We start from the raw sequence: 23671 nt of genomic DNA, 5'->3' as shown, positions 1-23671 counted from the left end.
CTGCGGGCCGCTCAGTCGACCTTGCCGAGCTCGGGGAGGCGGATGGGGCGGCTCGACGGTGGCAGGTCGTGCACGCGCTCGAGCGCCGGCACCAACTCGGAGAGCCAGGCCTCGTAGCCGGCCTCGTTGAGGTGCAGCCGGTCGGTGGTGTACGCCGGGTTGAGCTCCCCGTCGTCGAGCGCCATGACCGGCCAGAGGTCGAGGTAGTGCGCCTTGACCGTGGCGGCGAACTGCCAGACGTGCCGGTTGATCTCCTTCACGAACTCGGCGTACTCGCGCCCACGCGGCAACACCGACTGCACCAGGATGCGCGCATCCGGCAGTGCCGCCCGAAGGTTCACCAGAATGGTCTCGATGTTGCGCACCACCTGCTCGACCGCGCGGCGGTTGGCGACATCGTTCGTGCCGATGAGCAGCACCACGGTGTCGGGGTCGTGCGCCGCCACCTCGTCGAGGCGGTCGATCAGGCCTTCTGTGGTGTCGGCGGCGATGCCGAGATTGATGGCCTCGACCTCGGGGAACCATTCCTGCCAGCGCCCGCCCTCGGTGAGGCTGTCGCCCACGAACACCGTCTTCGCTTTTCCGGATGTCATCTGAGCCTCCTGCTGAAGATCCTCACAGTTTACCCGGTCGCCTCGCCGGCCCCCTCCGTGGCCAGCGCGGTCGCCGTGATGCGGTTGGCCATCCCGTTGAAGATCACGCCGTGGAACGGCAGGATGGCGAACCAGTAGAGCCGGCCGCCGAGGCCGCGGGGGAAGAAGACGGCGCGCTGATCGTAGACCGAACCGCCGTCGTCTGCCGGGCTCGCACGCATCTCGAGCCAGGCGCGGCCGGGCACCCGCATCTCGGCCCGCAGCCGCAGGAAGGAGCCGCGGTCGATCTGTTCCACCCGCCAGAAGTCGAGGGCGTCGCCGGTGTGCAGTTCCGTGGCGCTGCGGCGACCGCGGCGGAGGCCGACCCCGCCGACGAGCTTGTCCATCCACCCGCGCACCGCCCACGCCAGCGGGAAGGAGTACCAGCCGTTCTGCCCGCCGATGCCCTCGATCACCTTCCACAGGTCGCCGACCCGGGCTGCCGTCTTGCGCTGCTTCACGTCGAGGTACACGGTGTGGCCCGCCCATTCCGGATCGCTCGGGAGCGGGTCGCTGACGGCACCGTCGACGAAGGCGTCCTTCCAGCTGGTCTCCACCTCGCCGCCCCGCATCTTCTCGAGCGCCAGCCGCACAGCACGGCGGTACGGGGTCAGGCCGCCTTCGGGATCCGGGATGTACGAGCGGATGTCGTGCTCGTGCGTCACGCAGTCGAATTGCAACGACGCGATGATCGGGATGGCGAGGGCGCGCGGGATCGGGGTGACGAGGTTCACCCACTGCGAGGCCAGCCACGGGGTGAGCACCGGCAGAGCGGCGATCGGCCGCTGCTTCAGTCCAGCCTCCAGGGCGTAGCCGTTCATCATCTGCCCGTACCTCAGGACGTCCGGTCCGCCGATGTCGAAGGTGCGGTTCACCTCGGCGGGCAGGTCGGCCGAGTGGAGGAGGTAGTAGAGCACGTCGCGCACGGCGATGGGCTGGATGAAGTTCCGCACCCACTTCGGCGCCGGCATGTAGGGCAGCACGTCGGTGAGGTGACGGATCATCTCGAACGAGGTCGACCCCGATCCGATCACGACACCGGCCTGCAGGGCCGCCGTCGGCACCCCGGACTCGAGCAGGATGCGCCCCACCTGAACCCGCGATCGCAGATGCGGCGAGAGCTCGCCCTCGTTCGGATGCAGGCCGCCGAGGTAGACGACGCGCGACACCCCGGCCGCCTTGACCGCGGCGGCGACGTTGGTGGCCGATTCGCGCTCGATCTCCTCGAACTTCTCGCGCCCGCCCATGGAGTGCACGAGGTAGTAGAACACGTCGACGTCGCGGGAGGCGCGCTCGAGCGAGGCCGGGTCCCCGAGGTCACCCTCGACGATCTCGACCCGTTCGGCCCACGGGACATCGCGCAGTTTGTCCGGATTGCGCACCAGCACGCGCACCGTGAAGCCGGCGTCGAGCAGTCGCGGCACCAGCCGCCCTCCGATGTACCCGGTGGCGCCGGTGACGAGTGCCCTTCGTGGAGTGGTCATGTCGTGAACGTTATCCCTCCGGATGCGCTCCCGCTCCACTCTCCCAGGGCCCTGACGGGACCGGCGGCCCGCGAGGCACGACTCAGATGAGGGCCTTCGTGTGCCAGACGGTTTTCGTCTCCGTGAACGCCGTGATGCGGGAGAGACTCGGTGCCGCGGCATCCGGTCCGTTCTCCGGCGGATACACCCGCTTCAGGGTGTCGGCTGCCGCGATCTCGAGGTCGATCCACTCGAGGGCGCCGGCGCCCACCAGGTCGAGGGCGTTGACGTCGGCGTGCGACGCGAGCCAGGGCGCGGTCTCGGCCGGCGAGCCGGTGAGCACGTTCACGACGCCCTTGGGCAGGTCGCTCGTGGCGAGCACTTCCGCGAGCGTGATGGCCGAGAGCGGGAACGTCTCGCTGGCCACCACGACCACCGCGTTGCCCGACACCAGCGCGGGCGCCACGGCGCTCACCAGGCCGAGCAGCGAGGAGTCCTGCGGCGCGACGATGGCCACGACACCGGTCGGCTCGGGCACCGTGAGGTTGAAGTACGGGCCGGCCACCGGGTTCGCGTTGCCGGCCACCTGGGTGAACTTGTCGGTCCATCCGGCATACCAGACCCAGCGGTCGATCGCCTCGTCGACCTGGGCGCGAGCGGCCGAGGCCGAAACGCCCTCCTGCCGTACGATCTCGTCTTCGAACTGGGCGCGTCGGCCTTCGAGCACCTCGGCCACCCGGTAGAGCACCTGGCCCCGGTTGTACGCGGTCGCACCGGACCAGCCCGAGACGGCGCCGCGGGCCGCGACGACCGCGTCGCGGGCATCCTTGCGCGAGGCCTTGGCGGCGTTGGCGAGGAAGGCGCCCTTCGGCGTCGCAACCTCGTAGGTGCGCCCGGATTCACTGCGCGGGAACGCGCCGCCGATGAACAGCTTGTAGGTCTTGGGAACCGCGATGTGCGTCATTTCGCGCCTTTCAGGTATGCGGCGAGACCGTGCCGGCCGCCCTCGCGGCCGTAGCCCGACTCCTTGTAGCCGCCGAAGGGCGACGCCGGGTCGAAGCGGTTGAAGGTGTTGGCCCAGATGACGCCGGCGCGCAGCTTGTCGGCCACGGCCAGGATGCGGCTGCCCTTGTCGCTCCAGATGCCGGCCGAGAGGCCGTACGGCGTGTTGTTGGCCTTCGCGATCGCCTCGGCGGGCGTGCGGAAGGTGAGCACGGAGAGCACCGGCCCGAAGATCTCCTCCCGCGCGATGCGCGACGACGTCGAGACGTTGTCGAAGATGGTCGGCGCGAACCAGAACCCGTTCTCGGGGATGGCGCACTCCGCCGTCCAGCGCTCGGCGCCCTCGGCCTCGCCGATGTCGGAGAGCTCGCGGATGCGCTGCAGCTGCTCGGCGCTGTTGATGGCCCCGATGTCGGTGTTCTTGTCGAGCGGATCGCCGAGGCGCAGCGTCGACAGGCGGTTCTTCAGCCGCTCCACGACGTCCTCGTGGATGTTCTCCTGCACCAGCAGGCGCGATCCGGCGCAGCAGACGTGCCCCTGGTTGAAGAAGATGCCGTTGACGATGCCTTCCACGGCCTGGTCGATCGGCGCGTCGTCGAACACGATGTTCGCGGCCTTGCCGCCGAGCTCGAGCGTGACCTTCTTGCCCGACCCCGCGGTGGAGCGGGCGATCTGGCGGCCGACCTCGGTCGACCCGGTGAAGGCGACCTTGTCGACGTCGGGGTGGTTCACGAGGGCACGGCCTGTCTCCCCCGCGCCGGTGATGATGTTCACCACTCCCGCCGGCAGGTCGGCCTGCTGCACGATCTCGGCGAAGAGCAGTGCGGTCAGCGGCGTGGTCTCGGCGGGCTTCAGCACCACCGTGTTGCCGGCGGCGAGGGCGGGCGCGATCTTCCAGGCCAGCATGAGCAACGGGAAGTTCCACGGGATGACCTGCGCGGCCACGCCGAGCGAGCGCGGGTTGCCCCCGAGTCCGGCATAGTCGAGCTTGTCGGCCCACCCGGCGTAGTAGAAGAACCAGGCGGCCACGAGCGGCACGTCGACGTCGCGGCTCTCCTTGATCGGTTTGCCGTTGTCGAGCGATTCGGCCACGGCCAACTCACGGGCACGCTCCTGCACCAGGCGGGCGATCCGGAACAGGTACTTCCCGCGGTCCCGGCCCGACAGCTTCGACCAGGTCTTGTCGTAGGCCTTGCGCGCGGCGGCCACCGCGCGATCGACGTCGGCCGAGCTCGCGTTCGCCACGCGGGCGATCTCCTTCTCGGTGGCGGGCGAGATGGTCGAGAACGACTCCCCCTCGGCGGCCACGAACTCGTTGCCGATGAACAGGCCGTACTCGGGCTTCAGATTCAGGATCGCGGTCGACTCGGGTGCCGGTGCGTATTCGAGGAATGTCATGTCAGGTCCTAGTCGATCGTCACGTAGTCGGCGCCGGAGTAGTGCCCGGTCTTCATCTTCTGCCTCTGCAGCAGGACGTCGTTCAGCAGACTCGACGCACCGAAGCGGAACAGGTGCGGCTGCAGCCACTCCTCGCCCACCGTCTCGGCCACGGTGACCACGTACTTGATCGCATCCTTGGACGAACGGATGCCGCCCGCCGGCTTCACGCCGATCTTCTCGCCGGTGAGGCGGTGCCAGTCGCGCACCACCTCGAGCATGGAGAGCGTCACGGGCAGGGTGGCCGCCGGGGCGACCTTGCCGGTGGAGGTCTTGATGAAGTCGCCGCCGGCCAGGATCGCCAGCCACGACGCCCGACGCACGTTGTCGTAGGTGTTGAGCTCGCCGGTCTCGAGGATGACCTTGAGGTGGGCGTAGGACCCGTCGGCGCGGCGGCAGGCCTCCTTGACGGCGACGATCTCGTCGAACACCTGGCCGAACCGGCCGGAGAGGAACGCTCCGCGGTCGATCACCATGTCGATCTCGTCGGCACCCGCGGCCACGGCATCCGCAGTGTCGGCGAGCTTTACGGCCAGCGAGGCGCGACCCGAGGGGAAGGCGGTGGCGACGGCGGCGACGTTGACGCCCTCGTCCGTCCCTGCGGAGTGCGCGGCACCGAGAGCCTCGACCGCGTAGGGCACCATGTCGCCGTAGACGCAGACCGCAGCGACCCGGGGGGTGCTGAGATCCGAAGGATCGGGCAGGAGCGCCTTGGCCACGAGCGATCGCACCTTGCCGGGCGTGTCGGCACCCTCCAGCGTGGTGAGGTCGATCAACTCGATGATCCGATCGAGGGCCCAGGCCTTCGACGTGGTCTTGATCGACCGCGTACCGAGCCCGGCCGCACGTTGCTCGAGGCCCACGGCGTCGATGCCGGGGATTCCTTCGAGGTAGCGCTTGAGGGTTGTCTCTGTGAGGTCGTCCCCCAGCACCTGAATGGCACGCTGGGCGGGACTGACCGCTCGTTCTATGGTCACGACGTCTCCGTACTTCTCTCGTCGTTGCTGCGCTGCACGAGATTCGTGTTCAGCGCACCGATCAATTGTGCCACTCGTCTTCGAGCATGCGGGGCCTGGAGACCACAATGCCGCAGATCACCAAGGTCAGGGCCGTCGCGAGCAGGAACAGCAGAGGAATCGTCCAACCGCCGGATGCCTCGTGCAGCACCCCGAGCAGCAACGGTCCGAGCGCCCCCAGCGCGTAGCCGAAACTCTGCACGAAGGAGCTCAGGGCGACGGAACCTTCGTGGGTGCGGGTGCGCAGGTTGATCAGCACGAGGCAGAGCGGGAAAGTCAACCCGCCGAGCCCGACGAGCGCGACCCAGAGCCAGGGAACGGCGTCGGGCACCAGCAGCAGGCCGCCGTAGCCGACGATGTCGAAGAGAGCCCCCGCGGCGACGAGCGGGTAGACGTTGCGCATCCGCGCGGCCAGGATCGGCACGAGCAAGGCGGCCGGGAGTCCCATCACAGCGAAGAGGGAGAGCAGGGCGCCCGACTGCTCCTGGCTCACCGTCGAGACGTCGAGCAGGATCTCGGGAAGCCACGCGAAGAGGGCGTAGGAGTTCAGCGCCGTCACCGCGAAGACGAGCATGAGCGACCAGGCGAGCGGCGACCGCCAGACCCGTCCGAAGACGGCCTGTCTCGGGGCATCCACGGTGACGGGATCGTCCCGCTCCGCCCGCCGGTCGCGCCGTTCGCGCTGTTCGCGGACGCTCAGCAGCACGAGGGGCACGAGGGCCAGCGCCGCAAGCACCGACCACATGCCCACGGACACGCGCCACCCCGCCGAATCGCTGACCTGCACGGAGATCAGAGCGGGCACCGAGGCGCCGATGGACATGACCGTCGCGTAGAGCGAGGTGACGAGTCCGATCCGATCGGGGAAGTAGCGCTTCACGAGCGGCGGCAGCAGCACGTTCGCGACGCCCATCCCGGCGAAGGTGAGCGTGCTGGCGAGCACGAGCAGGAGATACGACCCGGATGCGCCGCGCGCCAGCTGCCCGATGAGGATCGCCATGAGCGCTCCGATGACCACGCGCTCCAGACCGAAGCGGCGGTGCAGGGCGGGAGCGAACAGCCCCACTGCGGCGAAGCAGATCGGCGGCAGCATCCCGAGCAGGCCGATGCCCACGCTCCCGAGCGGGATGTCGGCGGAGATCTCGTCGAAGATCGGCGAGAGCGCGGCGACGGCGGTGCGCAGGTTGAGGGCCACGAGAACGATCGCCAGCAGCGCCAGCACCCGACCGCGCCAGAGCGGGCGCGGTGGCGCGTCGCCGGGGCCCCGGTCCCTAGGAGGCGTCACTCAACAGGGCCCGAACGCCCTCGACATCCTGATTCATCTGCGTGATCAGCGGCTCGATGCCGGTGAACCGCACCTGGCCGCGGATGCGTGCGACGAACGACACGTCGACGACGTGGTCGTAGAGATCGAGTTCCTCGTCGAGCACGTAGGCCTCGACCTGCTTCGGCGGCACGCCGGCGAAGGTGGGGTTGCTGCCGACCGAGATGGCCGCCGGGTAACGGCGCCCTTCGTCGCTGAGGTCGGTGAGCCAGCCCGCGTAGACGCCGTCGGCCGGGATCAGGCCCTCCGACTCGGGCGAGAGGTTCGCGGTCGGGAAGCCCAGCTCGCGCCCGCGCGCGGCGCCGTGCACCACCATCCCGCGCACCGAGGGCGTGCGGCCCAGCAGTTCCCCCGCCCGTTCCACGTCGCCGGCGGCCAGCAACTCGCGGATCCACGTCGACGACACCTTGCGGGCCTCCCCTGGCTTCACTTCCGGAATGAGGTCGACGTCGAAGCCGAATTCGGTGCCGAGCGTGCGCAAGGTGTCGATGTTCCCCTCGCCGCGGGCGCCGAACCGGAAGTCCGCACCCACCATCACCACGCGCGTTCCGCAGATGTCGTGCAGCACACGCGACACGAATTCGCGCGGCGGCATCGAGGCGAGGGCTGCGTCGAAGCTGAGCAGGATGGTCACGTCGACGCCGGTCTCGGCGAGCAGCTCGAGCTTCTGCTCGGTGCCGACCAGGGCATCCGGTCGGGCGAGCGGGTCGAGCTGGGCGAGCGGATGCCGGTCGAAGGTGATGACGATCGAGGTGAGATCGCGGTCGTGCGCCACCGCGATCAACTCGGAGATGACGGCGCGGTGGCCGGCGTGCACGCCGTCGAACTTGCCGATCGTGACGGCCGAGGGGCCGAGACCACGCGGTGCCTCGCTCAGGCCGTAGTAGGTCTTCACTTGGTCCGCCGCAACCAGAGCATGCCGAGCACGGGGAGCACGAGGGGAATGAACAGGTAGCCCATGCCGTACCACGACCACACCGAGGCCCTGGCGAAGAGCTCGGGCAGGAAGAGACTCAGCGTGCCCACGGTGAGCACCCCGACGAGTTCGAAGGTGATGGTGATCCAGGCGACCCGGTACCAGACCGGCCCTGGAGCGATGAGCGCGATGGTGGCGACGATGTAGACCACGGCGGCCACGGCCGAGAGCGTGTAGGCCAACGGAGCCTGGTCGAACTTCGCGATGATCTCGTACACCGAGCGACCGGTGGCCGCGAGGGCGAGGATGCCGTAGACGATGATGAGCACCCGCCCGATTCCACGGGCGCGGGTTCTGGGGCGTTCAGCGAGTGTCTCTTGAGCCATGGCAGTACGAGTTTATGGCACCGCCGCGCCCCACCACGCCCGGCGCGGGACTACTGCCCCTGCACGAACCAGATCACGTTCATCCGGTACACCATCACGGCCACCGCGAGGCAGACAGCACCCAGGATCACCGTGCTCCAGCGGCTCCGTTCGATCAGCGCCCAGAATCCTCCGGCGACCGGCAGCAGCACCGCCGAGATGAGGTAGATGTAGAACTCCAGCAGGCTTCCGCGCGGGTCGTTGCCGAAGGCGGGCGAGAACAGCGCGATGAACAGCTGCACGATCAGCAGCAGTTCGACCAGCGTCGCGGCGCCCATGGTGAGGTCGTTGGGCTTCCGCCCGGCGAGGCCGAGCACGATGCAGAGCAGGCCGGCGGCCAGAGCCACGACCACCTGCACGATGGTGAACCACTCGATCACGCGTTGCCTCCTGGTTGGTCGTCGGCGGGGCCGTACTCGTCGGGCGGGAAGTTCACGATGCTCTTGCCGCGGCCCCCCACGATCTCGATCAGACCGAGCAGCCGGCCTTCCGGGGTGATCGCGGCCACCGGACCGCCGGGCGATGCGTCGGAGACCTCGATCCGCTGTCCGTGGCCGAGGGCCACCGCGTCGGCCGCGGAGACCTCCAGCACCGGGAAGAGCTGTCGAGCCACCTCGGCCGGACCGAGCAGGGGCAGGGGCTCGTCACGGTCGGCGAGGGCGCCGAGCTGCTCGAGGCTGTGCGCGGCGGTCACCGGGAACGGCCCGATCCGCGTACGCCGCAGGCTGGTGAGGTGTCCGCCCACCCCGAGCGTGACCCCGACGTCGCGCGCGATGGCCCGGATGTAGGTTCCCGAGGAGCAGACCACGCGCACGTCGATGTCGACGACCGGATGTCCGTCCTCGCCGACCGCCGACCGCTGCGGCCCCAGCAGCTCGATCTCGGAGATCTCGACCGCGCGTCCGGCCAGCACCACGTCCTCCCCCGCCCGCACCCGGGCGTAGGCGCGCTGTCCGTCGACCTTGATGGCGCTGACGGAGCTCGGCACCTGCACGATGTGTCCCTGCTGGGCGGCGAACGCGGCCGCCAGGGCCGGCGCGTCGAGGGCGGCGACCGCATCCGGATCGCCCGTCGTCAGCGTCTCGCCCTCGGAGTCGTCGGTGGTGGTGGCGGCGCCCAGTCGAACCGTGGCGAGATATTCCTTGTCGAGGCCCACGACGTACGTCAGCAGACGGGTCGAGCTGTTCAGTCCCAGGATGAGCAGGCCCGTCGCGAGCGGATCGAGCGTGCCCGCGTGCCCGACCTTGCGGGTGCCGGCCAGGCGCCGGGTGCGCGCCACGACGTCGTGGCTGGTCAGACCGCCGCTCTTGTCGACGAGCAGGATGCCACTGCGTGCGGAATCCGGGCGGCTGGGACGGGTGGAGGGCTGATTCGGCACGCCTGACACGCTAACAGGTGCGGTGCTCGCGTCGAGCTCAGCAGGAGTCCGCGAAGGAGCGTCGCGGATGCTCCGGGTCGGCCACGTCGATGATGGCGCTCGCTCCGAACCGCGGCCCGGCCTCCGCCTGGTACAACTCGTCGGCACCGATCACGGCGGGCTCGAGTCCGAACTGCCGGCCCTCGAGGTAGGCGGTGAAGTTGAACAGCCCGCGCAGGCCCGGCCGCTGCAGGAAGGGACCGTCGAGCACGAGCACGGCGTCGGCGGGGGCGGTGATCCACTTCGACTCGCGTTCGACGTCGCGGGCGGCATCGAACGCGGCGGTCTGGAATCCCGCGCTGCCGGCGAAGCGGAACGGCTCGATGAGCACCCGCTGCAGCGTTGAAAGGTCGTAGCGGTCGAAGTAGTAGCCCGCGGGCGAGTCGGGCCCGCGCAGTTCACGCGCCGCGCGGGGGCGCTGGAAGTCGTCGAGCGACGCGCGCACCACGGTCACGTCGGCGCGGCGGTAGGCCGCCGCCAGTTCGTCGGCGAAGGCACGGGTGCCCTCCACGCCGTCGACGGCCACGAGCACGCGGCCGAGCTTGTAGTTGTGACGGATCTCCCCCATCAGGGCGTCGGCGAAGTCGCTCGCCGGAGTAGCGGTCTGCACCATGCTCCGAGTCTACGTTCCGTAGGGTGGATGGGTGCCTCTGCCGTCCATCGCTCGCTCCGACGAGTTCGCCTCCCTCGTCGTCGACTGGTTCGCCGTGCACGCCCGCGACCTGCCCTGGCGCCGTCCCGGCTTTCCGGCCTGGGGCACGCTGGTGAGCGAGTTCATGCTGCAGCAGACGCCGGTGGTGCGCGTCATCCCCCGGCTCGACGAATGGCTCACCCGGTGGCCGGAGCCCGCCGCTCTGGCGGCCGAGCCCGCCGGCGAAGCGGTGCGGGCCTGGCAGTCGCTCGGCTACCCGCGGCGCGCGCTCAACCTGCACGCCTGCGCGGTGGCCATCACGGAGCGCTTCGACGGCGCCGTCCCGAACGACGTCGACGCCCTGCTCTCCCTGCCCGGCGTCGGCGACTACACGGCGCGGGCGGTGGCGGTCTTCGCGTTCGGCGCGCGGCATCCGGTGGTCGACACGAACATCCGCCGCGTCATCGCGCGTGCCGTCGACGGCGACCCGGATGCCTCCACCCCCAACGCCAAGCGCGACCTGCCGGCCATGACGGCGCTGCTCCCCGCCGACGACACCGCGGCCGCCCGCTTCAACGCCGGCATGATGGAACTGGGCGCCCTGGTCTGCACGGCCCGCTCCCCCAAGTGCGAGGTCTGCCCTCTGGCGAACGTCTGCTCCTGGCGCGCTGCCGGCTACCCCGACGTGGAGATCACGCGCAAGCCGAAGCAGAAGAAGTACGAGGGCTCCGACCGCCAGGCGCGAGGGGCCATCATCCGCGTCCTCCGCGAATCCCGCGGGCCCGTTCCCGCCGCCCGCCTCGGCGAGGCAGTGACGGAGCCGGCTCAGTACTCACGAGCCCTCTCGGGTCTGCTCGCCGACGGCCTGCTGGTCGCGATCGACGACGACCTCTTCGCCCTGCCCTGACGGTTCCAAACCGCAAACGTCGTGAGCCCCGACCTCCTATGAGGGGCGGAAGCCGCGACGTTTGCGGTTGCGAACGCTACTCGTCTTCGTCGATGACTCGCGGCTTGACGTAGGGATCCTCGTCGCCCGCGTACTGCGCCGTCTTCGCCAGACCCTCGACCTCGGCATCCCGCGCCCGCGCTTCCGCGAGCAGTCCCTCGAGCACCTGAGCGTTCTCGGGCAGCGCGTCGGCGATGAACTCCAGCGACGGCGTGAGCCGCGCCGTAATGTTCTTGCCCACTTCGCTCCGCAGCATCCCTGTCGCCGACTTGAGGGCGGCGGCCGAGTCGGCGCGCTCCTCGTCGGTGCCGTAGACGGTGTAGAAGATGGAGGCGTGCTGCAGGTCGCCGGTCACCCGGACGTCTGTGATGGTCACGAAGCCGAGACGGGGATCCTTGATCCCACGCTCCAGCCGCTTGGCCACGATCACCTTGATACGATCCGCCATCTTGGCGGCGCGAGCCGGATCGGCCACGATCGTCCTGCCTTCCTGTCGATATCGAAGAAGGAGTGGTGAGACATCCGCCTCACCACTCCTCCGTCCGCTCACGCTAGGCGCGTGGCTTCTCCTTGAGTTCGATCGTCTCGATCTCGTCGCCGATCTGGATGTCGTTGAACTTGCCGAGGCCGATACCGGCTTCGAAGTCCGTACGCACCTCGGTGACGTCGTCCTTGAAACGACGCAGCGACTCGATGGCGAGGTTGTCGCCCACGACGACGCCTTCGCGGATGACCCGCGCCTTGGCGTTGCGCGTGATCGTCCCCGACCGCACGATGACACCCGCGATGTTCCCGAACTTGGAGGAACGGAAGATCTCGCGGATCTCGGCGACGCCCGACTGCACCTCTTCGAACTCGGGCTTGAGCATGCCCTTGAGCGAGTTCTCGATGTCGTCGAGAGCGTTGTAGATGACCGAGTAGAAGCGGATGTCCACGCCTTCTCGGGCAGCACGCTCGCGCGCCTTGGTGTCGGGCCGCACGTTGAACCCGATGATGATCGCGTTGTCCACGGTCGCCAGGTTGACGTCGGACTCGGTGACCGCACCCACACCACGGTGGATGATGCGGAGCTGAACCGAGTCGTCGACCTCGATCTTGAGGAGCGACTCCTCGAGGGCCTCGACGGCACCCGAGACATCACCCTTGATGATGAGGTTGAGGGCTTCGACCTTGCCTTCTTCGAGGGCACGGGTGAAGTCTTCGAGCGAGATGCGCTTGCGGGCCTTGGCCAGCGACGCGTTGCGCTCGGCGGCTTCACGCTTCTCAGCGATCTGACGAGCGGTGCGGTCCTCCTCGGTGACGAGGAAGGTGTCACCGGCGCGGGGCACGGTCGACAGACCCTGCACCTGCACCGGACGCGACGGGGTCGCCTCGGTGACGGTGTCGCCGTTCTCGTCGACCATGGCACGAACGCGCCCGTAGGCGGTTCCGGCCACGATCGCGTCTCCGACGCGCAGCGTTCCCGACTGGATGAGCACGGTTGCGACCGCACCACGACCCTTGTCGAGCTTGGCTTCGATCGCCACACCGCGGGCATCCTTGTTCGGGTTGGCCCGCAGGTCGAGACCGGCGTCGGCGGTGAGGAGCACGGCGTCGAGGAGGTCCTGGATGCCGATGTCGTTGCGCGCGGACACGTCGACGAACATGACGTCTCCACCGTATTCCTCGGCCACGAGGCCGAACTCGGTGAGCTGCTGACGCACCTTCGCCGGGTTGGCATCGGGCTTGTCGATCTTGTTGACCGCGACCACGATCGGCACGTTGGCCGCCTGGGCGTGGTTCAAGGCCTCGATCGTCTGCGGCATGATGCCGTCGTCGGCCGCCACCACGAGGATCGCGATGTCGGTGACCTGCGCACCACGTGCACGCATGGCGGTGAACGCCTCGTGACCCGGGGTGTCGATGAAGGTGATCGGACGCTCGACGCCCTCGTGCTCCGTGACGACCTGGTAGGCACCGATGTGCTGGGTGATGCCACCCGCCTCACCGGCGACCACGTTCGCGTTGCGGATCGCGTCCAGCAGGCGCGTCTTACCGTGGTCGACGTGACCCATGACGGTGACGACCGGGGGACGGATCTCCAGGTCTTCGTCGGTCTCGTCTTCCAGCTCCTGGTCGAGGTCGATGTCGAAGCCTTCGAGCAGCTCGCGGTCTTCCTCTTCGGGAGAGACGACCATGATCTTGTAGCCGAGCTCTTCGCCGAGCACCTGGAAGGTGGCCTCGTCGAGCGACTCCGTCGCCGTCGCCATCTCACCGAGGTGGAACAGCACGGTCACCAGGTTGCCGGGGCTCGCGTCGATCTTGTCGGCGAAGTCGGTGATGGAGGCGCCACGACGCAGGCGCACGACGGTGTTGCCGTCGCCACGGGGTACGCTCACGCCACCCAGCGACGGAGCCTCGCGCAGTTCGAATTCTGCTCTCTTCGTGCGCTTCGACTTGCGCGCCTTGCTCTTGCCGCCACCGCGACCGAACGCACCGGCGGTTCCACCACCGGGGCCACGGCCACGACCACCCGCACCCGGACGGGGTGCGAAGCCGCCGCCGGGCGCGCCGCCCGGACGGTAGCCGGGCGTGCCGGGAGCCGGACGAGCGCCGCCACCCTGGGCCGCGCCGGGGCGGAAGCCACCGGCTCCAGCACCACCGGGACGGAAGCTGCCGGGACCACCGGGACGCGGAGCACCGGGGCGAGGAGCACCCGGACGCGGCGCGCCCGGACGGGGCGCACCGGGGCGCGGGATGGCGGAGTTGCCACCGGCACCGCCGGAGGCTCCACCGCGCTGCATGCCCTGCTGGCTCGCGAAGGGGTTGTTACCCGGGCGCGGAGCGCCGGGGCGCTGCATGCCCTGCTGGCTCGAGAACGGGTTGTTTCCGGGGCGCGGGATGCCCGGACGCGGCGCACCCGGACGGGGCGCGGCGGAGTCGGACGAAGCAGCACTCGGAGCCGGGGCGGCCGGAGCCGCCGAGGACTCGGCCGGTGCCTCGGCCTTGGCCGGAGCCGGCGCGGAAGCGGCGGGAGCCGGGGCAGCAGGAGCTGCCGGGGCGCTGGCCGCGGGAGTCGGAGCCGACGATGCAGCCGGAGCCGGAGCGGCGGCCGGCGCAGCGGGCGTCGGAGCACCCGGGCGAGCTCCGGGACGCGGTCCTGACGACGTCGAGCGCGGTGCAGCAGCAGCGGGCGCCGCGGCGGGCGCGCCGGAGCCGACCGCACCATCGGCGATCAGTCGTTCCTTCAAGCGCCGGGCCACCGGGGGCTCGATGCTCGATGACGGGCCCTTGACGAACTGACCCATCTCTTTGAGGGTCGCAAGGGCGACCTTGCTGTCGACGCCGAGTTCGGCGGCGACTTCATGTACACGTGGTTTTGCAGCCACAATTCTCCTGTCTGAGGTCTACCCCAGACAGGGCAGACCGCTAAAAACGGACGGGTCTCATTTCGAGCCGCTCATCAGTTGTCACTCATGGGTTCACGGTGCCGTTCAGCCTGTTCTCTAATGTTGTCGTGTCGAGCACACCCTCAACGCGGAGCGCACGCCCGAAAGCGCGTCGCGTGACCGCGGTGTGAAAGCACTCGTGTGAAGGATGCAACCATGCGCCTCGCCCGGGAAGAGTGGCCGACTCGTCGACGACCAGAGCACGTCCCTGAGGAACACCGTCCTCAGAGACAACTTCCGTGGCTATGACCCTCAGAAGAGAGGACCGTGTGGCGCGCGCACGACATCCGACGCACGTTCTAACGGGTTCCATGTTACTCCATATTCCCTGAGCGCCCGTCTCGCGGCGCACCGGGACGGTGGTTTCAGTCGCCGTCGAGGATCGAATCCGGCTGGATGTCGATCTTCGCGCCCGTCAGTTTCGCGGCCAGCCGGGCGTTCTGCCCCTCCTTGCCGATGGCCAGCGAGAGCTGGTAGTCGGGCACCAGCGCGCGGACGGCTTTCAGCGACTCATCGATCACGAAGGCGCTGGACACCTTGGCGGGCGACAGGGCGTTCGCCACGAAGGTCGGCAGGTCGTCGGAGTAGTCGACGATGTCGATCTTCTCGTTGCCGAGCTCCGCGGTGACCGCACGCACGCGCTGGCCGAGCTCGCCGATGCAGGCGCCCTTGGCGTTCACGCCGGGTTCGGTGGCGCGCACGGCGATCTTCGTGCGGTGGCCGGCCTCGCGAGCGAGCGACACGATCTCCACCACGCCCGACGCGATCTCCGGCACCTCGAGGGCGAAGAGCTTGCGGACGAGCGAGGGGTGGGTGCGCGACACGGTGATCGATGGTCCCTTCGGACCCTTGGCCACACTCGTCACGTACACGCGGATGCGCGACCCGTGGGCGTAGTTCTCGCCGGGAACCTGCTCCTCGGGCGGCAGGATGGCCTCGATCGTGCCGAGGTCCACGTGCACCATCCGCGGGTTCGGGCCCTGCTGGATGACGCCGGCGATGATGTCGCCCTCGCGCCCCTTGAACTCGCCGAGCACGTGGTCGTCGGCGATGTCGCGCAGGCGCTGGTTGATGACCTGCTTGGCGGCGAAGGCCGCGATGCGGCCGAAGTCGCTCGGGTTCTCCTCGGCTTCGCCGATCAGCACGCCGTCTTCGTCGTATTCCGGCACGAAGATGCCGATGTGTCCCGTCTTGCGGTCCAGGTGCACGCGCGCAGCCGGGGTGCCGTCCTCGGTCGTCGCCGGGCGGTCGGTGTGCTTGAGGAATGCCGTCAGGATGGCCTGCTCGATGATTCCCACGAGTTCCTCGAAGGGAATCTCTCGCTCGCGTTCCAAGAGACGTAAGACGCTGAGGTCGATGTCCATTTCCGGCCTCCTCTGTTCAGATCTCAGGTGCCGAAAACTCCGGCAGTCAAACGCTCAGACTACCCGAAGCTCGCGCCGACGGCATCCAGGGCGACCTGCGTTCGCTCTCCGCTTGCGCGATCCCACAGTTCGACGACCCCGTCGACGACCCCACGGCCGACGATCACGATCTTCGGAACACCGATCAACTCGGCATCGCCGAACTTCACGCCGGGCGACACCTTGGGCCGGTCGTCGAACAGTACGTCGAGGCCCTGGGCCTCGAGATCGGCCACCACGCGCTCGGCCGCGGCGTAGATGTCGGGGTCTTTGCCCGTGGCGATCACGTGCACGTCGAAGGGCGCGACGGCGGGAGGCCAGATCAGCCCCTTGTCGTCGTTGTTGAGCTCGGCGATGATCGCGAGGATGCGGGTGACGCCGATGCCGTACGACCCCATGGTCACGGTCACGAGCTTGCCGTTCTCGTCGAGCACCTTGAGGCCGAGCGCCTCGGCGTACTTGCGGCCGAGCTGGAAGACGTGGCCGATCTCCATGCCGCGGGCGAGCTCGACGGGCCCGGACCCGTCCGGTGCCGGGTCGCCCGCGAGCACCTCGGCGGCCTCGACCGTGCCGTCGGCCTGGAAGTCGCGACCGGCGACCAGGCCGAACACGTGTTTGCCGTGCACGTTGGACCCGGTGATCCAGCCGCTGCCGTCGGAGACCCGGGGGTCGACGAGGTAGCGGATGCCGGTGCTCGACTTCTCGCCGAGCACCGCACCCTCGGGCGACCACGGGCCGATGTAGCCCTTGACGAGACCGGGGTTCTTCGCGAAGTCGGCTTCCGTCGCGGGCTCGATCTCGGCCGGTGCGAAGGCCACCTCGGCCCGCTTCATGTCGACCTCGCGGTCACCCGGCAGGCCCACCACCACGAGCTCGCGCGTGCCGTCGAGGTGGGTGAGGGCGAGCACGACGTTCTTGAGCGTGTCGGCGGCCGTCCAGGCTCTGCCGTCGGGCCGAGGGTGCGCCGCGTTGGCCCGGTCGACGAGGGTCTGGATGGTGGGGGTGTCGGGGGTGTCCAGGACCTCGGCGGGCGTCAGGTTCTCGTAGGAGCGGGACGCGGGTGCGATCGTGGTGAAGGCCTCGACGTTCGCGGCGTAGCCGCCGGCCGAGCGCACGAAGGTGTCTTCGCCGACCGGCGTGGGGTGCAGGAACTCCTCGCTCTTCGAGCCGCCCATGGCCCCGGCGTCGGCCTTCACGATGACGTACTCGAGGCCCAGACGCTGGAAGATGCGCTCGTAGGCGTCGCGCTGCGCCTGGTAGGACGCGTCGAGCCCGGCATCCGTGGCGTCGAAGGAGTAGGCGTCCTTCATCGTGAACTCGCGCCCGCGCAGGAGGCCGGCCCGAGGGCGTGCCTCGTCGCGATACTTGTCCTGGATCTGGTAGATGGTGAGCGGCAGGTCTTTGTAGCTCGAGTAGAGGTCTTTCACGAGCAGCGTGAAGACCTCCTCGTGCGTGGGGGCCAGCACGAGGCCGGCTTCTTTGCGGTCGGAGAGGCGGAACATCCCGGGTCCGTACTCCTCGTAGCGCCCGGTGACCTCGTAGGGCTCCTTGGGGAGCAGCGCCGGGAAGTGCACCTCGAAGGCGCCGGCCGCCGCCATCTCCTCGCGCACGATCGCCTCGATCTTCGCCTTCACCCGGAGGCCGAGCGGCAGCCAGGCGAAGATGCCCGGCGCCTGGCGGCGGATGTAGCCCGCGCGCACCAGGAGGATGTGGCTGGTCACCTCCGCGTCGGAGGGCACGTCTCGGAGAGTTCGGAGGAAGTAGTTCGACAAGCGAGTAGGCACGAGAACGAGTTTAGCCAGCCTGTTCGGCCTGTCCTCTCCTCCCGGTTCCCGCGCGTGGCCGGAATCGTCCACAGATTCGAAGACGAGACGGGGCGCTGCACCGGTCGGCACCTACCGTCGAGGCCATGGACACTCTCATTCAACTCCGATCGGCGTCGCCGTATCTCCAGCGCGGCGACACCCCGATCGGTCGCATCGAGGTCGCCAGCGACGGCGACGCGATCACCTCCGTGGCGATCGAGCACAACGGATCGCTGCCGCACGACGGGCTGGCCTACGACTCCAACGCCGTCGCCGACGAGGCGATCGCGCAGCTGCTCGACTATTTCGAGGGCTACCGGCGCGGGTTCTCGGTTCCCATCGCCCACCGGGGCACACCGTTCCAGGTGGCGGTGTGGCAGGAGCTGGCCCGCCTGCGCTGGGGCCAGGTCACCACCTACGGAGCGATCGCGGCCGCGGTCGGCAAGTCCGGTTCGGGCCGCGCCGTCGGAGGGGCCATCGCCTCCAACCCCACTCCCCTGCTGGTCGGCTGCCACCGTGTGCTGTCGGCGACCGGACGCATCACGGGCTACAGCTGGGGCGAAGGCGTCAAGACCAAGGCCTGGCTGCTCGATCACGAGAGCATCGGCCATGCCTGAGGGGTACGAGAATTTCAGACCTCGAGCACCAGCTCGCCGTTCGGCGCGAGCGACAGGCGATGTCCGGATGCGCGCCCCCACTCGAACAACGCGTCGATGTCGGCGAAGTCGTCGCCGTTCTCCACGATCGCCCGCACGAGGGCGCCTTTGCCCTTCTTGTTGAAGTGGTTGAGGGCTCGCTGCACGCCGTCCTCCCCCGTCGTCACCACACGGAGGAAGTACGACGGCGTGCCGGGCGGGATCGGGCCGAGAGCCACGTAGGACTCCGAGCGCAGGTCGAGCACCAGCTCGCCACGGTGCGCGGCGAACTCCTTCGAGACCGCCCCGGCCCAGCTGGCCTTGAGGCTCGGCTCGTCGAGCCGCGCGTTCGAGGAGAGCCGGTACGCGGGGATGGGGTCCCCGGCGCCGAGCAGGCCGAACAGGGCGGAGTGGATGCGGAGGTGAGACTCCGCGAACGCCCGGGCGTCCGGAGAGAGCGTGGGCGCATCAAAGGCTTCGTAGAGAACGCCGGTGTACCGATCCATCGCGGCCATGGTGGGTGCGGTGGTGAGAGTGCGGTTGCGCTCCACCTCGAAGGCGAGCTTCTGGCCCAGCTTCAGCCGGGCCATCATCTCCTCCGGGGTCCGTGCCAGGCGGGAGACTCTCCGGGCAAGCGCCCTCCGCTTCGCGGTCAGACGCGGATGCGACAGGGCGGTGAAGTCGAGCGGATCGCCGTCGCCGCCGTCGCGTTTGGTCTCCGAGGGTGGGAGGACGATGAGCACGGTACTTCTTTCAGAAACGACGCCGGGTCACGGAAACGGCCGCCGCAACCCGCTCCGAGGAGTGGATGCGACGGCCGGTGTCCGGCGTCCGACAGGACGAGGAGGGCGGGACGAGGAGCGCTACTTGATCAGTTCCGCGTCGCGGGCCACGATCGTGACGGTGTCGTTCTCGACCGAGAGGAAACCGTCGTCGGCGCGCGCCACCAGGCGCTCACCGCTCGTCGTGTTCACCCGCACCTCGCCGGCGGCGAGGATCGCGAGCAGAGGCTCGTGGCCGGCGAGGATACCGATCTCGCCCTCCACGGTCTTCGCGATCACCATCGACGCCTCGCCCGACCAGATCTCCTGGTCGGCCGCGACGACGCTGACGTTGAGCGGAGCAGCCATGACTAGCCGTTCTCCTTCTGGATCTGAGCCCACTTCTCTTCGACGTCGGTGATCGGGCCGACGTTGAAGAACGCCTGCTCGGCCACGTGGTCGAAGTCACCCTTGGTGATGGCGTCGAACGACTCGATGGTGTCCTTCAGCGGAACCGTCGAACCCTCGACACCGGTGAACTTCTTCGCCATGTAGGTGTTCTGCGAGAGGAACTGCTGGATGCGGCGAGCCCGCGAGACGGTGATCTTGTCTTCCTCGGAGAGCTCGTCGACACCGAGGATCGCGATGATCTCCTGGAGTTCCTTGTTCTTCTGCAGGATCTGCTTGACGTTGGTGGCCACGCGGTAGTGGTCGGCGCCCAAGTAGCGGGGGTCGAGGATGCGCGAGGTCGAGGTCAGCGGGTCGACGGCCGGGTACAGACCCTTCGACGCGATCTCACGGGAGAGCTCCGTGGTGGCGTCGAGGTGGGCGAAGGTGGTGGCCGGCGCCGGGTCGGTGTAGTCGTCGGCGGGCACGTAGATCGCCTGCAGCGAGGTGATCGAGTGACCGCGGGTCGAGGTGATGCGCTCCTGGAGCACACCCATCTCATCCGCCAGGTTCGGCTGGTAGCCCACCGCGGAGGGCATACGGCCGAGCAGCGTCGACACCTCGGAGCCCGCCTGGGTGAAGCGGAAGATGTTGTCGATGAAGAGCAGCACGTCCTGGTTCTGAACGTCGCGGAAGTACTCCGCCATGGTCAGCGCCGAGAGGGCCACGCGCAGACGCGTTCCGGGCGGCTCGTCCATCTGGCCGAAGACGAGGGCGGTCTTGTCGAAGACGCCCGCCTCCTCCATCTCGTGGATGAGGTCGTTGCCCTCACGGGTGCGCTCACCGACACCGGCGAACACCGACACACCACCGTGGTCCTGCGCGACGCGCTGGATCATCTCCTGGATGAGGACGGTCTTGCCGACGCCCGCACCGCCGAAGAGGCCGATCTTTCCACCGAGCACATACGGCGTCAGCAGGTCGATGACCTTGATGCCGGTCTCGAAGAGCTGCGTCTTCGACTCCAGCTGGTCGAACGCCGGGGGCTTGCGGTGGATGGGCCAGCGCTCCGTGATCTCGATCTTCTCGCCGGGTGCCGCGTTCAGCACCTCGCCGATGACGTTGAAGACCTTGCCTTTGGTGACGTCGCCGACCGGAACGGAGATGGCGGCTCCGGTGTCGCGCACCTCCTGGCCGCGCACCAGACCGTCGGTGGGCTTCAGGGCGATGGCGCGCACGAGGTCGTCACCGAGGTGCTGAGCGACCTCGAGGGTGATCTCGTGCGACTCGCCGCCGAGCGTGATGGTGGTCTTCAGAGCGTTGTAGAGCTCGGGGATCGAGTCGTGCGGGAACTCGATGTCCACGACCGGGCCCGTGACGCGCGCAATACGGCCGACGCCGCTCGGCGTCTCCTCCGCCTGGACTGGCGCGGTAGCAGTGTCAGTCATTGTGCTTTCTCTTTTCTTCGTTAAATTCTTGGCGGGGGCCAGTGCGTCGGCCCCACCCACGATCTCGGAAATCTGCTGCGTGATCTCGCTCTGACGAGCGTTGTTCGCCAGTCGCGTGTAGTCACGGATCAGGTTGTCGGCGTTGTCGCTGGCCGACTTCATCGCCTTCTGACGTGCCGCGTGCTCGGCCGCGGCCGATTGCAGCATCGCATTGAAGATGCGGCTCTCGACGTAGATGGGAAGCAGCGCGTCGAGGACCGTCTCGGCATCCGGCTCGAACTCGTAGAGCGGGAAGACCTCGTTCGTCTCGGGCTCCTCGCCCTCCACGATCTCCAGCGGAAGCAGGCGCACCACCTCGGGAACCTGGGTGACCATGCTCACGAAACGGTTGTACACGAGGTGGATCTCGTCGACGCCACCCTCTTCGTCGTCGAGGTTGTAGGCCGTGACGACCGCATCCGCGATCTCCTTGGCCGTCTCGAAGACGGGCTGGTCGGTGCCGCCGGTCCACGACTTCGCGCTGTCGCGGCGTCGGAAGCTGAAGTAGCCGACCGCCTTGCGACCCACGAGATAGAAGACGACCTTCTTGCCCTCGCTGCGCAGCAGCTCGGCCAGGCTCTCGGCCTCTTTCAGGATCGACGACGAGAACGCACCGGCGAGACCGCGATCCGAGGTGAAGATCACGATCGCCGCGGTGTCGAGCTTCTCACGCTCGGTCGTGAGCGGGTGCTCCACGTTCGAGTACGTCGCCACGGCCGAGACGGCGCGCGTGATCGCCTGCGAGTAGGGCGTCGACTGCTTCACCCGCGTCTGCGCCTTCTGGATGCGCGAGGCGGAGATCAACTCCATCGCCCTCGTGATCTTCTTGGTCGTCTGGGCCGACTTGATCTTCGACCGATAGACCCTGAGCTGAGCACCCATGGTCAGCGGCGACCCTTGACGATCTTCTCCTGGCCGACGTTCTCGGGGTCGGTCGCGGCGAACTCCTCGCGGCCCACCGAGGCGAGCGGCTTGCCCTCACCCGTCTGGAACTCGAGCTTGAAGTCGTCGACCGCCTTCTCGAGGGCGGCGACCGTCTCGTCGGACAGCACGTTGGTGTCGCGGAGGGTGGTGAGGATCTCGGTGTTGCGGCCGAGGAAGTCGTGGAACTCCGCCTCGAAGCGCAGGATGTCGTCGACCGGAACCTCGTCGAGCTTGCCGTTCGTGCCGGCCCAGATCGACACGACCTGGTTCTCGACCGGGAAGGGCGAGTACTGCGGCTGCTTGAGCAGCTCGGTGAGGCGGGCGCCGCGGGCGAGCTGGCGACGGGATGCCGCATCCAGGTCGGACGCGAACATCGCGAAGGCCTCGAGCGAGCGGTACTGCGCGAGCTCGAGCTTCAGCGTTCCGGAGACCTTCTTGATCGACTTCACCTGGGCGTCACCACCGACGCGCGACACCGAGATGCCGACGTCGACAGCGGGGCGCTGGTTCGAGTTGAACAGGTCGGACTGCAGGAAGATCTGGCCGTCGGTGATCGAGATCACGTTGGTCGGGATGTAGGCCGACACGTCGTTGGCCTTGGTCTCGATGATCGGCAGACCGGTCATCGAGCCCGCGCCCAGCTCGTCGGAGAGCTTGGCGCAACGCTCCAGCAGACGGGAGTGCAGGTAGAACACGTCGCCGGGGTACGCCTCGCGTCCCGGCGGGCGGCGCAGCAGCAGCGACACGGCGCGGTAGGCCTCGGCCTGCTTCGACAGGTCGTCGAAGATGATCAGGACGTGCTTGCCGCCGTACATCCAGTGCTGACCGATGGCCGAGCCGGTGTAGGGGGCGAGGTACTTGAAGCCGGCCGGGTCGGAGGCGGGCGACGCCACGATGGTGGTGTACTCCATCGCTCCGGCGTCTTCCAGCGCACCCTTCACGGAGGCGATGGTGGAGCCCTTCTGACCGATGGCGACGTAGATGCAGCGGACCTGCTTGTTCTCGTCGCCGGACTCCCAGTTGGCCTTCTGGTTGATGATGGTGTCGATCGCGATGGCGGTCTTGCCGGTCTGGCGGTCGCCGATGATCAGCTGGCGCTGGCCCCGGCCGATCGGGATCATGGCGTCGATCGCCTTGATGCCCGTCTGCATCGGCTCGTGCACGCTCTTGCGCGCCATGACACCGGGGGCCTGGAGCTCGAGCTCGCGACGACCCTCAGTGGCGATGTCGCCCAGTCCGTCGATCGGGTTGCCCAGCGGGTCGACCACGCGGCCGAGGTAGCCGTCGCCCACGGGGACGGACAGCACCTCACCCGTGCGGGTGACTTCCTGGCCCTCTTCGATGCCGGTGAACTCACCGAGCACGACGACGCCGATCTCGTTCTCGTCGAGGTTCTGGGCCAGGCCCAGGGTGCCGTCGGAGAAGCGGATCAGTTCGTTGGCCATGACACCGGGGAGGCCTTCGACGTGCGCGATGCCGTCGGCGGCGTCGATGACGTAACCGACCTCGGTGGTCGCAGCCTTGCCGGGCTCGTAGGCCGCGACGAAGTCCTTGAGAGCGTCGCGGATCTCATCGGGGCGGATCGTAAGTTCAGCCATCGTTTTCCCTTTTCTGATGGGGTATGCCCCCAGT

The 23671-nt window shown here is 68.5% G+C and carries 22 protein-coding genes and 1 pseudogene; 2 read left to right on the top strand and 21 right to left on the bottom strand.

Translation table 11 applies throughout. From position 1 onward, the window contains the following. Positions 1–11: 11 nt before the first annotated feature. The 11 genes from ACFJGU_RS18165 to ACFJGU_RS18115 form a co-directional block, all read right to left on the bottom strand. Positions 12–593 (bottom strand): GDSL-type esterase/lipase family protein, encoded by a 582-nt coding sequence (locus tag ACFJGU_RS18165; protein ID WP_382305348.1) that lies wholly within the window; start codon positions 591–593, stop codon positions 12–14. A gap of 29 nt (positions 594–622) precedes the next feature. Continuing rightward, positions 623–2116: an SDR family oxidoreductase gene (locus tag ACFJGU_RS18160; protein ID WP_382305346.1), complete on the bottom strand. Its 1494-nt coding sequence runs from the start codon at positions 2114–2116 to the stop codon at positions 623–625. A gap of 82 nt (positions 2117–2198) precedes the next feature. After that, positions 2199–3059: an aldehyde dehydrogenase family protein gene (locus ACFJGU_RS18155; RefSeq protein WP_382305345.1), complete on the bottom strand. Its 861-nt coding sequence runs from the start codon at positions 3057–3059 to the stop codon at positions 2199–2201. Then, a complete protein-coding gene (locus ACFJGU_RS18150) occupies positions 3056–4495 on the bottom strand; it encodes an aldehyde dehydrogenase family protein (protein ID WP_382305344.1) in 1440 nt (479 codons plus the stop codon). The genes ACFJGU_RS18155 and ACFJGU_RS18150 overlap by 4 nt, the downstream gene beginning before the upstream one ends. 8 nt (positions 4496–4503) lie before the next feature. Continuing rightward, on the bottom strand, positions 4504–5511 hold the full coding sequence (gene deoC, locus ACFJGU_RS18145) for a deoxyribose-phosphate aldolase (protein WP_382305343.1): 1008 nt from the start codon (positions 5509–5511) through the stop codon (positions 4504–4506). A gap of 61 nt (positions 5512–5572) precedes the next feature. Beyond that, positions 5573–6835 (bottom strand): CynX/NimT family MFS transporter, encoded by a 1263-nt coding sequence (locus ACFJGU_RS18140; protein ID WP_382305342.1) that lies wholly within the window; start codon positions 6833–6835, stop codon positions 5573–5575. Next, positions 6822–7769 (bottom strand): bifunctional riboflavin kinase/FAD synthetase, encoded by a 948-nt coding sequence (locus ACFJGU_RS18135; RefSeq protein ID WP_382305340.1) that lies wholly within the window; start codon positions 7767–7769, stop codon positions 6822–6824. Before ACFJGU_RS18135 ends, ACFJGU_RS18140 begins: the two co-directional genes overlap by 14 nt. After that, a complete protein-coding gene (locus ACFJGU_RS18130; RefSeq protein WP_382305338.1) occupies positions 7766–8176 on the bottom strand; it encodes a hypothetical protein in 411 nt (136 codons plus the stop codon). Before ACFJGU_RS18130 ends, ACFJGU_RS18135 begins: the two co-directional genes overlap by 4 nt. 50 nt (positions 8177–8226) lie before the next feature. Further along, complete coding sequence (locus tag ACFJGU_RS18125; protein ID WP_382305336.1) at positions 8227–8595, bottom strand: hypothetical protein; 369 nt, start codon at positions 8593–8595, stop codon at positions 8227–8229. Continuing rightward, on the bottom strand, positions 8592–9593 hold the full coding sequence (gene truB, locus ACFJGU_RS18120; protein ID WP_382305333.1) for a tRNA pseudouridine(55) synthase TruB: 1002 nt from the start codon (positions 9591–9593) through the stop codon (positions 8592–8594). The genes ACFJGU_RS18125 and truB overlap by 4 nt, the downstream gene beginning before the upstream one ends. A 37-nt stretch (positions 9594–9630) precedes the next feature. Beyond that, the gene (locus tag ACFJGU_RS18115) at positions 9631–10245 is read right to left on the bottom strand and encodes a hypothetical protein (protein ID WP_382305331.1); all 615 of its coding nucleotides are present in this window, start codon (positions 10243–10245) and stop codon (positions 9631–9633) included. Between the two features lie 31 nt (positions 10246–10276). Here ACFJGU_RS18115 and ACFJGU_RS18110 point away from each other — a divergent pair, with 31 nt between their 5' ends. Then, on the top strand, positions 10277–11170 hold the full coding sequence (locus ACFJGU_RS18110; RefSeq protein ID WP_382305329.1) for an A/G-specific adenine glycosylase: 894 nt from the start codon (positions 10277–10279) through the stop codon (positions 11168–11170). Positions 11171–11246: 76 nt separating this feature from the next. Here ACFJGU_RS18110 and rbfA read toward each other — a convergent pair whose 3' ends face one another. The 5 genes from rbfA to ACFJGU_RS18085 all read right to left on the bottom strand — a co-directional run bounded on the left by rbfA (position 11247) and on the right by ACFJGU_RS18085 (position 17824). Then, entirely contained in the window at positions 11247–11684 is a 438-nt protein-coding gene (gene rbfA / locus ACFJGU_RS18105) for a 30S ribosome-binding factor RbfA (protein ID WP_092553404.1), read from the bottom strand. Positions 11685–11760: 76 nt separating this feature from the next. Then, positions 11761–14577, bottom strand: a complete 2817-nt coding sequence (gene infB / locus ACFJGU_RS18100; protein ID WP_382305326.1) for a translation initiation factor IF-2 — start codon at positions 14575–14577, stop codon at positions 11761–11763. Between the two features lie 85 nt (positions 14578–14662). Further along, the gene (locus tag ACFJGU_RS18095) at positions 14663–14950 is read right to left on the bottom strand and encodes a YlxR family protein (protein WP_382305324.1); all 288 of its coding nucleotides are present in this window, start codon (positions 14948–14950) and stop codon (positions 14663–14665) included. Positions 14951–15002: 52 nt separating this feature from the next. Continuing rightward, positions 15003–16001 (bottom strand): transcription termination factor NusA, encoded by a 999-nt coding sequence (gene nusA / locus ACFJGU_RS18090; RefSeq protein ID WP_092553414.1) that lies wholly within the window; start codon positions 15999–16001, stop codon positions 15003–15005. A gap of 59 nt (positions 16002–16060) precedes the next feature. Next, positions 16061–17824, bottom strand: a complete 1764-nt coding sequence (locus ACFJGU_RS18085; RefSeq protein ID WP_382305322.1) for a proline--tRNA ligase — start codon at positions 17822–17824, stop codon at positions 16061–16063. A gap of 125 nt (positions 17825–17949) precedes the next feature. Between ACFJGU_RS18085 and ACFJGU_RS18080 the strand changes: the two genes are divergently transcribed. Next, positions 17950–18462 carry a methylated-DNA--[protein]-cysteine S-methyltransferase gene (locus ACFJGU_RS18080; RefSeq protein ID WP_382305319.1) on the top strand — a complete coding sequence of 171 codons (513 nt, stop codon included), beginning with the start codon at positions 17950–17952 and terminating at the stop codon, positions 18460–18462. A 14-nt stretch (positions 18463–18476) separates the two neighbouring features. On the opposite strand, the gene ACFJGU_RS18075 is transcribed toward ACFJGU_RS18080, so the two are convergent. From ACFJGU_RS18075 to atpA, 5 genes and pseudogenes are all read right to left on the bottom strand, one after another. Then, entirely contained in the window at positions 18477–19223 is a 747-nt protein-coding gene (locus tag ACFJGU_RS18075) for a YaaA family protein (protein WP_382305317.1), read from the bottom strand. 120 nt (positions 19224–19343) lie between these two features. Further along, positions 19344–19610: a F0F1 ATP synthase subunit epsilon gene (locus ACFJGU_RS18070; protein WP_382305315.1), complete on the bottom strand. Its 267-nt coding sequence runs from the start codon at positions 19608–19610 to the stop codon at positions 19344–19346. 2 nt (positions 19611–19612) lie between these two features. Further along, on the bottom strand, positions 19613–21076 hold the full coding sequence (gene atpD / locus ACFJGU_RS18065; RefSeq protein WP_382310429.1) for a F0F1 ATP synthase subunit beta: 1464 nt from the start codon (positions 21074–21076) through the stop codon (positions 19613–19615). Positions 21077–21121: 45 nt separating this feature from the next. Next, positions 21122–21997, bottom strand: a pseudogene (locus ACFJGU_RS18060) (F0F1 ATP synthase subunit gamma); the annotation flags it as partial. 2 nt (positions 21998–21999) lie between these two features. After that, a complete protein-coding gene (gene atpA, locus ACFJGU_RS18055; RefSeq protein WP_382305313.1) occupies positions 22000–23637 on the bottom strand; it encodes a F0F1 ATP synthase subunit alpha in 1638 nt (545 codons plus the stop codon). Positions 23638–23671: the final 34 nt, after the last annotated feature.

Source organism: Herbiconiux sp. UC225_62 (assembly GCF_042694625.1).
Classification (GTDB): Bacteria; Actinomycetota; Actinomycetes; order Actinomycetales; family Microbacteriaceae; genus Herbiconiux.
Note: the sequence above shows the minus strand (reverse complement) of the source record. Positions and strands in the feature narration are given on the sequence as shown.